14 protein-coding genes are annotated in these 13,576 nt (G+C 64.7%); 2 read left to right on the top strand and 12 right to left on the bottom strand.

Going from position 1 to position 13,576, the window contains the following annotated elements:
* Positions 1-52: 52 nt before the first annotated feature.
* A complete protein-coding gene (locus YQ44_RS15655) occupies positions 53-397 on the top strand; it encodes a hypothetical protein (RefSeq protein ID WP_071324184.1) in 345 nt (114 codons plus the stop codon).
* A gap of 22 nt (positions 398-419) precedes the next feature.
* Here YQ44_RS15655 and bla read toward each other — a convergent pair whose 3' ends face one another.
* The 12 genes from bla to YQ44_RS15715 form a co-directional block, all read right to left on the bottom strand.
* Entirely contained in the window at positions 420-1,355 is a 936-nt protein-coding gene (gene bla, locus YQ44_RS15660) for a subclass B3 metallo-beta-lactamase (RefSeq protein WP_232250913.1), read from the bottom strand.
* A gap of 79 nt (positions 1,356-1,434) precedes the next feature.
* The gene (locus tag YQ44_RS15665) at positions 1,435-3,198 is read right to left on the bottom strand and encodes a M56 family metallopeptidase (RefSeq protein WP_071324185.1); all 1,764 of its coding nucleotides are present in this window, start codon (positions 3,196-3,198) and stop codon (positions 1,435-1,437) included.
* Complete coding sequence (locus YQ44_RS15670; RefSeq protein ID WP_071324186.1) at positions 3,195-3,599, bottom strand: BlaI/MecI/CopY family transcriptional regulator; 405 nt, start codon at positions 3,597-3,599, stop codon at positions 3,195-3,197. The genes YQ44_RS15665 and YQ44_RS15670 overlap by 4 nt, the downstream gene beginning before the upstream one ends.
* 188 nt (positions 3,600-3,787) lie before the next feature.
* Entirely contained in the window at positions 3,788-5,287 is a 1,500-nt protein-coding gene (locus YQ44_RS15675) for a hypothetical protein (RefSeq protein ID WP_198043711.1), read from the bottom strand.
* A 104-nt stretch (positions 5,288-5,391) separates the two neighbouring features.
* A complete protein-coding gene (locus YQ44_RS15680; protein WP_071324188.1) occupies positions 5,392-6,735 on the bottom strand; it encodes a DUF3422 family protein in 1,344 nt (447 codons plus the stop codon).
* 122 nt (positions 6,736-6,857) lie between these two features.
* Positions 6,858-8,066, bottom strand: coding sequence for a multidrug effflux MFS transporter (locus tag YQ44_RS15685; RefSeq protein WP_071324189.1), 1,209 nt, complete (start codon positions 8,064-8,066; stop codon positions 6,858-6,860).
* Positions 8,063-8,743 carry a CerR family C-terminal domain-containing protein gene (locus YQ44_RS15690; protein ID WP_071324190.1) on the bottom strand — a complete coding sequence of 227 codons (681 nt, stop codon included), beginning with the start codon at positions 8,741-8,743 and terminating at the stop codon, positions 8,063-8,065. The genes YQ44_RS15685 and YQ44_RS15690 overlap by 4 nt, the downstream gene beginning before the upstream one ends.
* Before the next feature lie 121 nt (positions 8,744-8,864).
* Positions 8,865-9,335, bottom strand: coding sequence for a copper chaperone PCu(A)C (locus tag YQ44_RS15695; RefSeq protein ID WP_198043712.1), 471 nt, complete (start codon positions 9,333-9,335; stop codon positions 8,865-8,867).
* A gap of 19 nt (positions 9,336-9,354) precedes the next feature.
* A complete protein-coding gene (locus YQ44_RS15700) occupies positions 9,355-9,951 on the bottom strand; it encodes an SCO family protein (RefSeq protein ID WP_071324191.1) in 597 nt (198 codons plus the stop codon).
* Positions 9,952-10,033: 82 nt separating this feature from the next.
* Positions 10,034-10,420, bottom strand: coding sequence for a DUF2946 domain-containing protein (locus YQ44_RS15705; RefSeq protein WP_232250914.1), 387 nt, complete (start codon positions 10,418-10,420; stop codon positions 10,034-10,036).
* 36 nt (positions 10,421-10,456) lie between these two features.
* Positions 10,457-11,047, bottom strand: coding sequence for a hypothetical protein (locus tag YQ44_RS29560; RefSeq protein ID WP_071324193.1), 591 nt, complete (start codon positions 11,045-11,047; stop codon positions 10,457-10,459).
* 62 nt (positions 11,048-11,109) lie between these two features.
* Positions 11,110-11,811 (bottom strand): Crp/Fnr family transcriptional regulator, encoded by a 702-nt coding sequence (locus tag YQ44_RS15715; protein WP_232250915.1) that lies wholly within the window; start codon positions 11,809-11,811, stop codon positions 11,110-11,112.
* Between the two features lie 126 nt (positions 11,812-11,937).
* Here YQ44_RS15715 and YQ44_RS15720 point away from each other — a divergent pair, with 126 nt between their 5' ends.
* Positions 11,938-13,572, top strand: coding sequence for an acyl-CoA synthetase (locus tag YQ44_RS15720; protein WP_071324194.1), 1,635 nt, complete (start codon positions 11,938-11,940; stop codon positions 13,570-13,572).
* Positions 13,573-13,576: the final 4 nt, after the last annotated feature.

Raw genomic sequence — 13,576 nt, forward strand, 5'->3', positions numbered from 1 at the left:
GTTCCGGGATTAATATGCAAGAATATGTTTGCATATTAATCCGGGGTCAAGAATGCGGGAAAAATTGGAAAAAATGCTGGCGGATGGGCGCGACAATGCGCTGCTGCGCTTCGGCCTGGGCGACGCCTGCCTGAAGGATCATGATGCGGAGCAAGCCGCCATCCACCTGGCGCAGGCAACCGTGCAGCAAGCCGGCTATTCGGCCGCCTGGAAGCTGCTGGGCAAGGCCTTGCACCAGCTGGGCCGGCTCGAGGAGGCCGAGGCCGCCTGGACGAGCGGCCTGGCCGTGGCCCGGCAGCAAGGCGACATGCAAGCCGTCAAGGAAATGACGGTGTTTGTCAAGCGCCTGCACAAGGCCAGGGACAGCCAGGCGGATGCTCCTCCCGCCGCACCGTAGGCGCCGGCGGGAAGGCCGTCATTTAGTGCGCGTGCGCCGCGTCCACGGCAGCCGTTGGCACCGCATCGCCCCGCTCTTTCGCCAGTTTCTTGGCCAGCAGGCCGCCCGCTTCGGCCGCATAGGCGCGGCAGGCGCTGGCGTCGATCAGGGGATTGCTGTCGCCGCTGCGCTTGGCGGCCTTGCCCAGCACGTCCGTCGTGCCCGGATGCACGGGGATGATGATGTCGCAGGGCAAGGCAGCGACCTTGGCGATGCTGGCTTCGAACGAGGCCGAGATATCGGGCGTGCCGCCCTTGCCCGTGCCGGTATAGCGGAAGTCGCCGCTGGAATACGGGTTCAGGCTGTCCGCATACACGACGTTCAGGCAACGCTGGCCTTCGCACGAGGTCCACGTCCACGTCGTGCCGCCGGGCGTGTGGCCGGGCGTCATGTGGGCCGTCAGCGCCAGCGCTCCCACCTTGACGGCCTCGCCCTCGCCCACCACGCTGACCGTCTTCACCTTGGCGACATGGACCACCGGCTTGGCCTGGTATTGCGGATCATCCTTGCCGTTGGTGCCGCTTTGCAGCACCGGGGCGCTGGCCGCGCTGGCCACCACGGTGGCGCCGCTGGCGCGCTGCAGCGCGGCGATGCCGCCCGCATGGTCCCAGTGCGCATGGGAATTGAGGATGTATTTCACGTCCTCGATGCGGAAACCGAGCGCCTTGATGTTTGCCACGATCAGCGGCGCCGATTGCGGCAGCGCGCCGTCGAGCAGGATATGGCCCTGCGGGCTGGTCACCAGCACGGCCGACAGGCCGGCCGTGCCCACATACCAGGTATTGCCATAGATATTGAATGGCTTGACGGCGGCATTCCACTCCTTGCAACTATCGCAATCGACAGGTTTGTCCTGCACGGGTGCCGGCGCTTTCGCCTGCACCGCGCCCGTTGCCATGGTCGTAACCGTAGCCAGCATCAACTTCGCCAATAGTGTCATCTTCATCTCCAGTGTGTAAAAAAGAAAGGCGGCCGCGACGCGGCGCGCCCGGGGTCCATCAATGCATGCGGCCTGTGCTCCCGGCCAGGGTGTCGCGGATGTTTCCGGCGTCGAGCGAGCGCCGCTGCGCGCCATCGGCGTCGAGCAGCACCACGGTGACGTTCTTGCCGCCGCTGCGCATGCGCATCGTCAGGCAGCTGCCGGCCTCGTTGCTGCTGCCCGTCTTCGACAGCAGGATGTCCCAGCCCTTGCCGCCCACCAGCGGGTTGGTGTTGTGCAAGGTGCGCACCTTGCCGTCGACGGCCACGCTGGCCTGCGGGTGGCTGGTGATGCGCGCGATATCCGGATAGCGCGCGGCGGCCGCCACGATCTTTGCCACCTCGGTGGCCGTCGACGTATTCGCCGGCGAACTGCCCACCGCATCCGTCAGGGCCGTGCGGGTCAGCCCCAGGCTGCGGATCTTCGCTTGCAATGCCTGATGAAAGGCCGCGCTGCCACCCGGATAGGTGCGCGCCAGCGCGGCGGCGGCGCGGTTTTCGGATGGCAGCAGCGCCAGTTGCAAGAGCACGCCACGCGGCACTGCCACGCCGTCGGCCAGCAGGCTGTGGCGCTGCAGCGATGAATCGCCATCGGCGCGCACGATGCGCAGCCGTTCATCGGGATCGAGCCCGGCGTCGAGCACCACCATGGCCGTCATCAGCTTGGTGATGGAGGCGATCGGCACCACGGCGTCGGCATCCTTCGCCATCAGCACCTTGCCGCTGGCGTCATCAAACACCAGCATGTGTTTCGCGTTGACGGGAAGCTCCAGCATGCCGGCGGCGGCATCGGCCAGGGTCGCCGCACTGACGGCAGGCTGTCCATGTGCCTGCAGCAACACGGTGGCGCAAGCGAGCAGCAAGGCGGGCAAGGCCAGCTTCCAGCCGCCCGTCTCCGGCACGGGCGCCATCAGGCGCCGTATGCGCGTCAGCAGCACGCCGCCCCGGGCCGACATCGCCAGGCCAGGCTGGCTCAGCGTGGCCGCCTGCCGCGACAACTCGTGCAGCGCCGTGGCCAGCTGCTGCGGATCTTGCAGCGCCTGCGCCGCCAGTTCGTCGGCCACCAGTTCACGCTCCACGCGCATGCGCGCCGACAGCCACCAGACGACCGGATGGAAGAACAGCAGCGCCTCGACCAGGCTTTGCAGCAGATTCACGAGGTAATCCCAGCGCTGCACGTGCGCCAGTTCATGCGCCAGCAAGGCTTCCAGCAGCGGCACCGGCATGCCGCTCAACAAAGAGGCCGGCAGCAGGACGATGGGACGCCAGCAACCGAGGACGACGGGGCTGCCCAGTCCCGCATGCAGCTTGAGCGGAATGGCACGGTGCAGTCCCATGCGCAGCGCCAGCGCATCGAGGCGGGCTTGCCAGACGAGAGGTGCGGCCACAGCCTGGCGGCGCAGCCGGGCGACCCAGGCCAGGCCCAGGCCCAGGCGCAAGCTCATCAGGCCAACGCCGGCGCTCCAGGCCACCACCAGGGCGGGCATCCACGCCTGCAGTTCGGCGCGCCAGGCGGCCGGCGCGGCCATGAACGGCGAACCCTGCGCGGGTCCCTGCCCCAGCAGGTACAGCAGGTGCAGGACAGGAATACACAGGCACAGCAGCAGCGCCAGCGCACACACGGCGTAGCGCCAGCGCGCGCTGGCATGGCGCAGCAGCCACAGCAGGACGGCCGATACGGCGCCGACGACCAGTGCCTGCCAGACAAAATACAGCAAGGCCCAGCCCAGCGCGGGAACCACCGCGTGCCAGTCCATGCCCATGCTCATGGCAGACAGGCTCATCGCGCGCCGCCGTCCTTGCCATCCACCTTGCCGCGCAGGATTTTTTCAATTTCCACGCGTTCGGCGTCGCTGACATGCTCGCGCAGGGCCGTCAGCACCAGCGCCTTGCCGGAACCGGAAAACACCTTGCCGATCAAGTCCTTGAGCAAGCTGGTCTGCAGCTTTTCCTGCGCCTCGACGGCCGTATACAGCTGCGGCCGCTGGCTTTCATCGCGGCTCAGCAAGCCCTTGCCATGCATCAGTTGCAGCTGGCGCAGCACGGTGGCGTAGCTGGCGTCGGCGCGTTCGGCCGCCAGGGCGTCATACACGGCGCGGGCGTCGGACGGACCGCGCTGCCACAGTATGCGCAGCAGGTCCAGTTCGGCGGCGGTGGGATGGGGAGTGGGAGTATTCTTTAACATGCCGCTAGAATATCCGGTCTAGAACTCAATGTCTAGAACTTTTTTTCTAGCTTGGCGAGTCAGACTGACAACGCCGGACAATACCGTAGCGGGCGGAAGGAAATGGTGGCTGAGAAGCGGAACTGCGCATGAGCACGGTGAGCATCGCAAGTCGCAAGTCCCGACGCGCGGCAGGTTTTGCCGCGCGTTTAAAATTCGCGCAAGCGGTCGAACCGTTCCAGCAAGGCCGCCTCGTCGACCAGCGCCGCCCCCTGCCCGCCCGCTTGCTGCAACTGCTGGCGCAGCTGCGCCAGCAGGTCCGCCAGCACCGTGTAGATTTCCTCGCGCTCGACCGTCTCGATGATGCTCGCACGCCGCGCGATCCTGTTGAAGGCATCGACATAGGCGGTGACCATCGCTTCCAGCGCGGCGGTGGCGGCCGGCGCCGCCATGGCGACGTCGATGTCGCGCGTCACGGCCAGCATGTTCTTGTAGGCCAGCGCTGCCTTTTTCGCATACGCGGGGGAAATATGCTCGCGGCCATCCCAGTCGCGGAAGGGGTTGAGCAGGTTTTCAGCCAGCCATTCCGGCTTGCGCGCCTTGCTGATCGACAAGTCGAGTCCTTGCGCCGCCGCCTTCTTGTAAGCGGCCTTGATGCCCTTGGCCGCATCGGCGGGCAAGCTGGTCATCCACAAGGCCGACAGCTGCGGCAATTGCGCGGCCGATGGAAACTCGTCCGCCGTGAAACCGAACAGGTCATAGGTGGTGAACATCCGCAGCTGGGTCAGCTGCGCAAGGCTGCCCATCTGCGACGCCAGCCCCGGCTTGCCCCAGATGCGCAATGCCGTCAGGTAGGGAAAGCGCTGCGCCACGTGCGCCAGGTCGGATTCCTTCATGCCGAGCAGCGACAGGCCGCCCAGCCGCTCGAGACCGTGGAACGGCGGCAAGGCGTGCGTGCACTGCAGTGTCAGATGGCGGCCATCGGCGTCATCCGCTATGCGCAGCGCCGGCGATGGCGCGCTGCGCAGCGCGAGAAGGCCCAGGCCTTCGTTCAAGACCAGGCTGGTGACGCCATCGGGCTGCAGGATCAACCGGTTCAAGCCGCTGCCGCTGAAATCGAGCGCGTGCACCGTCGATGATTGCCAGTGCAGCTCATTGATGAAGGGATTGCCCTTGATAAACTCCATCAATGCCTGCGTGCCGTCACTGGTCTCGATGGACATCAGGCAAGGCAGCTGCGCCAGCTCGGACAGATCGTCCAGCGCCCGCAAGGCGCTGTCGTTGATTTTCGTCGCGTCCTGCCGGAAGACCTGGCCGCCGAGCGTCACTTCACGCTCGTCCGACGCGGCCTTGAATTGCTGGCGCCGCACCGGATCGATGCGCTCCCAGTTCCGCTGGCGCAGCACGCTGTCGCCGACGTTCCAGCCGCTGCGGTAGCTGTTGACTTCCACATCCACCAGCGGCGCGATATTGCCAACGAGGGTATGGCCAGGCGGCACGTTCGCCGTGGCATAGCAGTGATCGTGGCGATTGTTCCAGAAGAAATAGTCGCACAGCAGCGGCCGCATGGCTTGCACGGCCGCCGCATCGGGCAAGGCGTCGCCGGTCCAGTCCAGCTCCAGCACGGCAGCTACCGGCCTGGACGATGAAGCATCCTTGATGCGGGTGACCTGGCAAGCCACATACTGCTGCAGCTCGGACGAAAACACACTGTAAACGTCTCCAACATTGGCTAGCACGCAACTTCCTTTTCAGAAGACCTGATGGTCGAATGTTGAAAGATAGCAAAAATGATGGCCCGGTGTCGTCCGGCTCAGTCCGTGTGCAGCTTGTGGTGCATGCGCCGCAAGCCCAGCCACACGGCGGCCGCCACGAACGGCACCAGCGCGCCGACGAGGATTTCCGGGTTCACGGGCAAGCCCATCACCTTGGCCGCCTTGCCCGTGTAGCTGAACAGGCCGATCACGTAATAGGAAATGGCGGCCACGGACAGGCCCTCCACCGCTTGCTGCAGGCGCAGCTGCTGGGCCGCGCGCGCGTTCATCGATTGCAGGATTTGCCGGTTCTGCAATTCCTGCACGATGCCCACGCGCGTGCGCAGCAAATCGTTGGTGTTGGCGATGCGCTGCGCCATCGCTTCCTGGCGGCTGGCCATCGCCTCGCACGTGTTCATGGCCGGCGTCAGGCGGCGGTCCATGAATTCCTCGACCGTGGGAATGCCCTCGATGCGCACTTCACGCAACTCGTCGATGCGCGCCTTGACAAGGCCCATGTAGGCTTTCGAGGCGGAAAAACGGTAGCTATTGTCGAGCGACAGCTTTTCGATGCGGGCCGCCAGGCGCGTGATGCGGTCGAGCAAGGCTTGCTCGGACACGCCTTCGTCGGCCTTGCTGACGGCGGCGCTGTCGTCCGTGTCCACCATGGCGGCGGCCAGGGTCGCCAGCTCGTTCTCGATGGCATTCAGCGACGGCGCCGCCTGCATGGCGTAGGGCAAGCCCAGCAAGGCCATCATGCGGTAGGTTTCGATTTCCAGCACGCGCTGCACCAGCCGGCCCGACTGCTGCGAACGCATGCCCGCGTCGCGGATGACGAAACGGCTGAAGCCATCGGACTGGATGGTGAAATCCGTCCACAGCTCGCCGCCCTGCAGCACCTTGCTGCCGGCCAGGGTATTGCCCTCGAACACGCGCGACAGGCCTTGCATGAAGATTTCGGCTGGTTCAGTCGCTTGCTCGAGCACCACGTGGGCGGCCACCATCAGCTTGCCCTTCAAGCCCACCAGCCACTGCTGCGGCAATTGCTCCAGGGGCATGCGCTCGAACGCCTGCTCCAGGGGCAGCGCCGCGTCCGGGTGCTCGGCAAACGTGTAGGTGGCAAATTCCGTGTGGCATTCCCATTTCAGGCGGAAGCGGCCAAAGTCGTAATAAAAATACTTGGCTTCGGCGGCGGGCGGCGTGACGCCGAAATGCGTGCACAGCGCTGCCAGCGTGGCGTGCTGGGCCGACATATTCGACACGCCGGGGGCGGAGTCGTCCTTGTAGACGGCCAGGTGGGTGATCAGCTCGGGAGCGTCGAGCTGCAAAAAGGGCCGCGAATGGATTTCCGCGGCCAGCGGCACGCGCAAGGCGTGGTTCAGACTGGAGTTAATCAAGTGCATGATAGCCAAAGGTAAAGTTGCAAAACTGCTTAGACCCGCGCGCGTGCCGTGGCGCCCGCGGCACGGGTCTGATTGTCACAGTGTAACAAAGCAGAAAGCATGCCCACCTTTTAGCAAGCCCGTCATGCTGTTTTGACAATCCCCGCAGCGCCCTCCACCGCGCGCTGGCGCGTGCCCAGCCACCAGAAGAATGCGGCCAGCACGACGGCCGAGGCCTGGCCCAGCGCCAGCTTCAGGCTGCTGTCGAACAATAAGGGGGCGACAAAGCCGGACACCAGGGCAAACACCAGCATTTGCACGAAATTCTGCAGCGAAGCGGCCAGGCCACGCATCTGCGGGAAGATGTCGAGCGTGGACATGGTCATGCCCGGCAAGGCCAGCGACATGCCGAACGCATACAGCATCACGGGCACGACGGCAAACGGCACGCTGGCGGCGAACCAGTGGTTATACGCAATGTTGAGCGCCCCCGTGGCGGCCATGACAAGCAAGCCCCAGCGCACCAGCACGGTGCTTTTCACCGCATGCGCGAGCTTGCCGGACAGGGCCGAGCCGCCCACGAGGCCGGCCACCATGGGGATGAACATCCAGCCGAACGCCGTCTCGGGCAGGCGCAGCAGCTCCAGGATGAAATGCGGCGCGGAAGCGATGTACAGGGCGAAGCCGCCAAAGGCGAAGGCCACGGCCAGCGAACGCAGGAGGAATTCCCCGTGGCGCAGCGCCTGCCAGTAATTGCGCGCAATGTTGCCCGGATGAAAAGGCTGGCGTCGCTCGATGGGCAAACTTTCCGGCAAGCCCTTCAGGCAAGCGAGCGCCAGCAGCACGGTGACGGAAAACGTGAAGACAAACGTGGATTGCCAGCCGTACGCCACGTGCAGCCAGCCGCCGATGATGGGGGCGATGGCGGGCGCGATGCCGAACACCATCATGATATTGGCCAGCATCTTTTGCGCGGCCGCGCCCGACAAGCTGTCGCGCACGATGGCTTGCCCGATCACCCTGCCCGCCCCGGCCGACGCGCCCTGCATGCCGCGGAAGAACAGCAGCCAGCCAAAGCTGGGCGCGAATGCGGCGCCGATGGAGCCGGCGGCAAAGAGCACGAGCGACGCGAGGATCACGGGACGGCGGCCGAACGAGTCGGACAGGGTGCCATAGAACAGGGTCATGAAGGCGTAGGCGGCCAGGTAGACGCTCAGGGTCTGCTGCACCAGCACGCTGCTGACGTCGAAATGCGTGCTAATCGCAGGAAACGACGGCAGGAAGGTATCGGTGGCGAACGGGCCCAGCATGGACAGCCCGGCCAGCACCAGGGTCAGGTTTCTCGCCTTCATGCGCCCGCCTGCGCGGTGTCGCCGCTGTCGTGCTGGCGGCGCAAGCCGTCCAGGGCCGCCAGGGAAAACTCGGCGATATGCCGCGCGATGCCGGCAATGCCGGCCTCGTCATAGGTGATTTCCGGCGCCACGATCTCGTGCACGATGCGCGAACGGGCATAGAACACGGCCTGGCCGATCACGCTGAACACGCATTTCTGCACCACCTGCGCCGGCATGGCCGGCCCCACCACTGCACGGATCAGACTGGTAAACAAGGCGTGCTGCGGGCGCACATTGCGTTCGGCCAGCTTGTGGATGGCGGCCGTCGGTTCGATCAGCTCGCGCGCCACCAGGCGGCTGAACAGCGACGCCGGGCCCGAGCGCAGCATGTCGAACACGAGCGCCTCTATGGCCAGGCGCAACTGTTGCACTGGCGGCAATTGCGCCTGCGCGCTGGCGGCGGCCACGTCGGCCGCCGAGGCGCGCGCCAGTTCGCGCGCATAGTCAAACGCGGCCAGGTGCAGCTCTTCCTTGCTATGAAAATAATAATTGACCATCGCCACATTCACGTGGGCCGCCTCGCAAATCCTGCGCACGGACGCCACCTTGTAGCCTTCGTCGGCAAACAGCTGGGCCGCCGCCTGCAGGATGCGCGCGCGCGCCGGTTCGCCTTCGTTTTCCTTCTCTTGCCGCATGCCATTCCCATCATTCAAACAGTTGTTTAATATTCTGCGAAATTATATCAAACAGCTGTTTAATTTTCAAATGGACGCAAAAAAGCCCGGCGTACCGGGCTTGTGCAAGGCATGGCAGCGATCAGTGCTTCATCGCTGGCATCGGGGTCGAGGTGGCGCCCAGTGGGCGGGCCACGGCGTTCACTTCGATGGTTTCTCGGTGCTTGTCCTCGCCTTCGAGCACTAGGGTCAGCGGGATCTTGTCGCCCGCCTTCACCTGGCCTTTGAGTTCCAGCAGCATGACGTGGTAGCCGCCCGGCTTCAGCTCCACGGCCTTGCCGGCTGGCAAAGCGATTTCCTTGACCTGGCGCATGCGCATCATATTGTCCGTCATGCTCATTTCATGGATTTCCGCCACGCCGGCCACGGACGAGCGCACTTCCAGCAGGCGCATGGCTTTCGGCGCCGTGATCTGCATGAAGGCACCCGTGGCCTTTTGCTGGGGCACGGTGGCGCGCACCCACGGGTCGGTGATTTGCACGCTGCTTTGTGCGATGGCGGAGAACGACAGCACGGTCAGGGCCGTGGCCAGCAGGGTTTTCAGGTGGGTCATGATTGTTTCCTCGGTGTAGTTATAAGGTGTATTTCGATGTCATCAAGGTCTTGATGTCCTGCACGCACTCGTCGCCAGTCAACTGGTGTTTCAGGCCCAGGCGCATGCGCCCCTCTGTATCGAGCACATAGCTGATGGCCGTATGGTCCATCGTATACGAGCTGCCGCTGGGCACGCGGCGATAAAACACTTTGTAGTTGAAGGCCGTCTGCGCCGTTGCCTGCGGGTCCGTGCGCAAGCCGAGGAAGCTGGGGTCGAAGGCGCGCATGTATTCGTCCAACAACGCCGGCGTGTCGCGCTCGGGGTCGATGCTGATGAAGATCACTTGCAGCTTGTCCGCATCGGCGCCCAGCTTCTGGCGGATTTCCAGCGCGCGCGACAGGGCCGTCGGGCACACGTCCGGGCATTGCGTGAAGCCAAAGAAGACCATCACATACTTGCCCTTGAAGTCGGCCAAGGTATACACCTTGCCGTCGGGGCCGCTCAATTTGAAATCGGGCTTGTAATCGCCGCCCGTCAAGTCGAGGCCGTTGTAATGGGGTTTCGGCGCTTGCTCGCAAGCGGCAAGCGTGAGCAATCCCGCCGTGCCGGCGAGAAGGAAAAGACGACGTTTCATAGCATTTCAGGCCCGATGGGCGTAGTTGATACAGGTTAGGACGTAGTGCCTTGGCGCATGGCCGCAGGCAGAGAAGTAGCGTTCAGGCCAGCGCGGGCGGGCCGCGCGGACTGGCACTGAGCCAGGCGAACTGCGGTTGCGGCGCCTCGTAAGACAGGGCCGGATAGCGGTCGTGGCCCGTGATGACGGCCAGCGGAGATGAGGATGGCGGCGGCAAGCCCACGCTGCCCGCGTGATTCATGCAGAACGGGCAATGCTCGATGTGGTGCAGCACGGAATCAGTGGGGGATGTGGCGGCCGGCGCCAGGTCCGCCTGCGTGTACACGGCGCCGCTGGCCGAGCAGATCTCGACGGCGGCATTGTTCGCATTCGCGTGCAGCGAGGCAAACGCATACGACAGGGAGGGCGACAGCGCATTGAGCAGTATCGCCAGGCAGGCGAACCACATATGCCACTGTTTGCGCTTCAATAAATGTCCCATGGACACGATTATAGCGGAGTATCGCTATCCGGGCGCAGGCGCCGGTCCGCGCAGAAACAGGCTGGGCCGTACACCGGCCACGTCCACGCAGGCATCGCAAAATGCGGGGATCGAGGCAAAGCCGGAGCCGGCCGCCACTTGCGCCAGGTCGAGCGCGGCCTCGCCATGCCCTTGCGCGGCCGTATGCAAGGCATGCGCGAGGCGCTGCTCGCGTACCAGGCTCAATAACGCTTCGCCTTCGGCAAACAGGCGCGCCCTGGCCTTGTGCGGCGTCACCTGCCACAGGGCGGCCAGGCGCGCCGCCGTCCACTTGCCTTGCGGCGAATGGAAGATATGCTGCGCCAGCGCCTGGCTCCAGCGCTTGCCGCCGCCGTGGCTGCCCTCCGCTTCATCGTGCTCCAGCGCCAGGGTGAACACGGCCGGCTTGCCGCGTCCCGGCATCACGTCGCAGGCAAAGCGCAGGAAGGCGGGCACGACGAAGCTGTCGCCGCTGCCCAGTTTCTTGGTGGCGATTTCATTATGCAAAGTCACAAACCCCTGGCGCACGGTGACGCGCAGCCGGAGCGGAAAGCGCAAGCCCAGCAGGTGCAAGGGATGATCGGAAACGAGGGCCATGCGTCAAGTCGGTTCAGTGAGCGAGGCGCCAGCATGCCATAGTTCGCGCCGCCAGTCTGTCATCACAGCGACGCCACGCCATAACGGCGCAAGCCATCGAGGTCGACCACGCGGATGGCCTGGTAGGCGATGCTGATCAGGTTCAGTTCGGCCAGATGGCCCAGCGCCTGGTTCACGCGCTGGCGCGAAATGCCGGTCAGCAAGCCGATTTCTTCCTGCGACAGCTCAAGCACGCTGGACGTGCGCGGGTATAACATGGGATGGAACAGTTGCGCGATGGCTTGCGCCACCTGGGCATCCACGGCCAGCAGGCGCTGGTTCTGGATGGTGGCGATGAATTGCCCCATGCGTTCGTTCAACTGGCGGATGACAAAGGCATTGAAGGACAGGCTTTCGGCCAGCAGCAGATGGAACAGGTCGGCGGGCACGAGGATGATGGTCGAAGCACGCACGGCCACCACGTCATAGCGGCGCAGTTCGCGCTTGAGCACGCTGCCCTCGCCGCACCAGCCGCCGGCCGGCACGCCGGAAAACGTGGCGCCGCGCCCGTCCGCGTTGTAGACGGCCAGCTTGATCAAGCCCGTGTGCACGCCGATCCAGTGTTGCGACGGCTCGCCGCGCCGGGTGATGACGGCGCCCGCTTCATGCTGCCGGATGACGCTTTGCGCGCGCAGCAGCGATTGATGCCGCGCCTCGAGGGCCAGGAACCAGTCGTGGCTGTCGAGTTCCGCTACCGCACTGCCTGTCATTTCCTTGCTGTCCATGCCATCCTTCAGTTGCTGGCCCTCACTTGTCACTAAGATGACAGTGATTTTTAAGCGCCGGTGCTATGCTGGCCCGTATCAATCCCGAAACAGGGAGCTGCAGAATTTTTTTACCAGGAGACCAGCATGACACCCGATTTCAACACCGGCCTCGGCAAAAACAGTGCCAACTACGCCGCCCTCACCCCGCTCGACTATATCGCCAGGGCAGCCGCAGTATATGGCAATCGCCTGGCAATTGCACATGGCAGCGTGCGCCAGACGTGGCGCGAAACGTATGCGCGCACGCGCCGCCTCGCCTCCGGCTTGATCAAGCTGGGCGTGGGCACGGGCGACACGGTGGCCGTGATGCTGCCGAACACGCCCGCCATGGTGGAAGCGAGCTTTGGCGTCCCGATGGCCGGCGCCGTCCTCAACGCCCTGAACATCCGCCTCGACCTGGCGTCGCTGACCTTCATGCTGCGCCATGGCCAGGCGAAAGTCTTGCTGGCCGACACGGAATTTGCCGAGCTGGCGCGCCAGATGGCGGCGCAGATTCCCGGCCTGCGCGTGATCCAGGTCAATGACGTGCTGGGCCCGGAAGTGGAGGCCTTCGCCGAACTCGACTACGAAAGCTTGCTGGCCAGCGGCGACCCCGCTTACGACTGGCAGCCGCCGGCGGACGAGTGGAACGCCATCGCCCTCAACTACACGTCCGGCACCACGGGCGACCCGAAAGGCGTCGTGTATCACCACCGGGGCGCGGCCCTGAACGCGCTGTCGAACATATTAGAGTGGGACATGCCCAAGCATGCCGTCTATCTGTGGACCTTGCCCATGTTCCACTGCAATGGCTGGTGCTTCCCGTGGACCGTGGCCGCGCGTGCCGGCGTCAACGTGTGCCTGCGCAAGTTCGAACCCAAGCTCGTCTTTGACCTGATGCGCGACTTGCGCATCACCCACTATTGCGCCGCCCCCATCATCCACGCGGCCCTGGCCAACGCGCCCGCCAGCTGGCGCGACGGCATAGACTGGACCGTGCGCGGCATGGTGGCCGGCGCGCCGCCGCCAGCGGCCATGGTGGCGAAGATCGAAGCCATGGGTTTCGACCTGATCCACTCGTATGGCTTGACGGAAGTGTACGGCCCCGCCGCCATCTGCGCCGAGCAGGATGAGTGGACCGCCCTGTCGCAGGAAGAGCGGGCCGTGCTGAAATCGCGCCAGGGCGTGCGCTACCACCTGCAAAGCGCCGTGGCCGTGATCGACCCGGACACCATGGAGCACGTGGCGGCCGACGGCGAACAGATCGGCGAGATCATGTTCCGTGGCAACATCTGCATGAAGGGGTATTTGAAAAATGAAAAGGCGACGCAGGAAGCGTTCGCCGGCGGCTGGTTCCACACGGGCGACCTCGGTGTGATGTATCCGGACGGCTATATCAAGCTGAAGGACCGCAGCAAGGACATCATCATTTCCGGCGGCGAGAATATTTCCAGCGTGGAAGTAGAGGATGCGCTATACCACCACCCGCAAGTGCTGGCCGCCGCCGTCATCGCCCAGCCGGACGAGAAATGGGGCGAAACGCCATGCGCATTCGTCGAACTGCGCGAAGGGGCCACGGTAACGGAAGCGGAACTGATCGCCTTCTGCAAGAACAAGCTGGCCGGCTTCAAGGTGCCGAAAGCCATTTATTTCGGCCCCCTGCCCCGCACTTCGACGGGCAAGATCCAGAAGTTCGAATTGCGCAAGCGCATGCAGTCGGACAAGGCCATCGACGTCTGAGCGA

This window comes from Janthinobacterium sp. 1_2014MBL_MicDiv (assembly GCF_001865675.1).
Taxonomy (GTDB): domain Bacteria; phylum Pseudomonadota; class Gammaproteobacteria; order Burkholderiales; family Burkholderiaceae_D; genus Janthinobacterium.

Coding starts and splice junctions, on each gene's coding strand:
- YQ44_RS15690 (WP_071324190.1), bottom strand. CDS start 8,743: ATGCGGCAAGAGAAGGAAAACGAAGGCGAACCGGCGCGCGCGCGCATC.
- YQ44_RS15665 (WP_071324185.1), bottom strand. CDS start 3,198: ATGAGCCTGTCTGCCATGAGCATGGGCATGGACTGGCACGCGGTGGTT.
- YQ44_RS15695 (WP_198043712.1), bottom strand. CDS start 9,335: ATGACCCACCTGAAAACCCTGCTGGCCACGGCCCTGACCGTGCTGTCG.
- YQ44_RS15720 (WP_071324194.1), top strand. CDS start 11,938: ATGACACCCGATTTCAACACCGGCCTCGGCAAAAACAGTGCCAACTAC.
- bla (WP_232250913.1), bottom strand. CDS start 1,355: ATGCTGGCTACGGTTACGACCATGGCAACGGGCGCGGTGCAGGCGAAA.
- YQ44_RS15680 (WP_071324188.1), bottom strand. CDS start 6,735: ATGCACTTGATTAACTCCAGTCTGAACCACGCCTTGCGCGTGCCGCTG.
- YQ44_RS15715 (WP_232250915.1), bottom strand. CDS start 11,811: ATGGACAGCAAGGAAATGACAGGCAGTGCGGTAGCGGAACTCGACAGC.
- YQ44_RS15700 (WP_071324191.1), bottom strand. CDS start 9,951: ATGAAACGTCGTCTTTTCCTTCTCGCCGGCACGGCGGGATTGCTCACG.
- YQ44_RS15670 (WP_071324186.1), bottom strand. CDS start 3,599: ATGTTAAAGAATACTCCCACTCCCCATCCCACCGCCGCCGAACTGGAC.
- YQ44_RS15685 (WP_071324189.1), bottom strand. CDS start 8,066: ATGAAGGCGAGAAACCTGACCCTGGTGCTGGCCGGGCTGTCCATGCTG.
- YQ44_RS29560 (WP_071324193.1), bottom strand. CDS start 11,047: ATGGCCCTCGTTTCCGATCATCCCTTGCACCTGCTGGGCTTGCGCTTT.
- YQ44_RS15655 (WP_071324184.1), top strand. CDS start 53: ATGCGGGAAAAATTGGAAAAAATGCTGGCGGATGGGCGCGACAATGCG.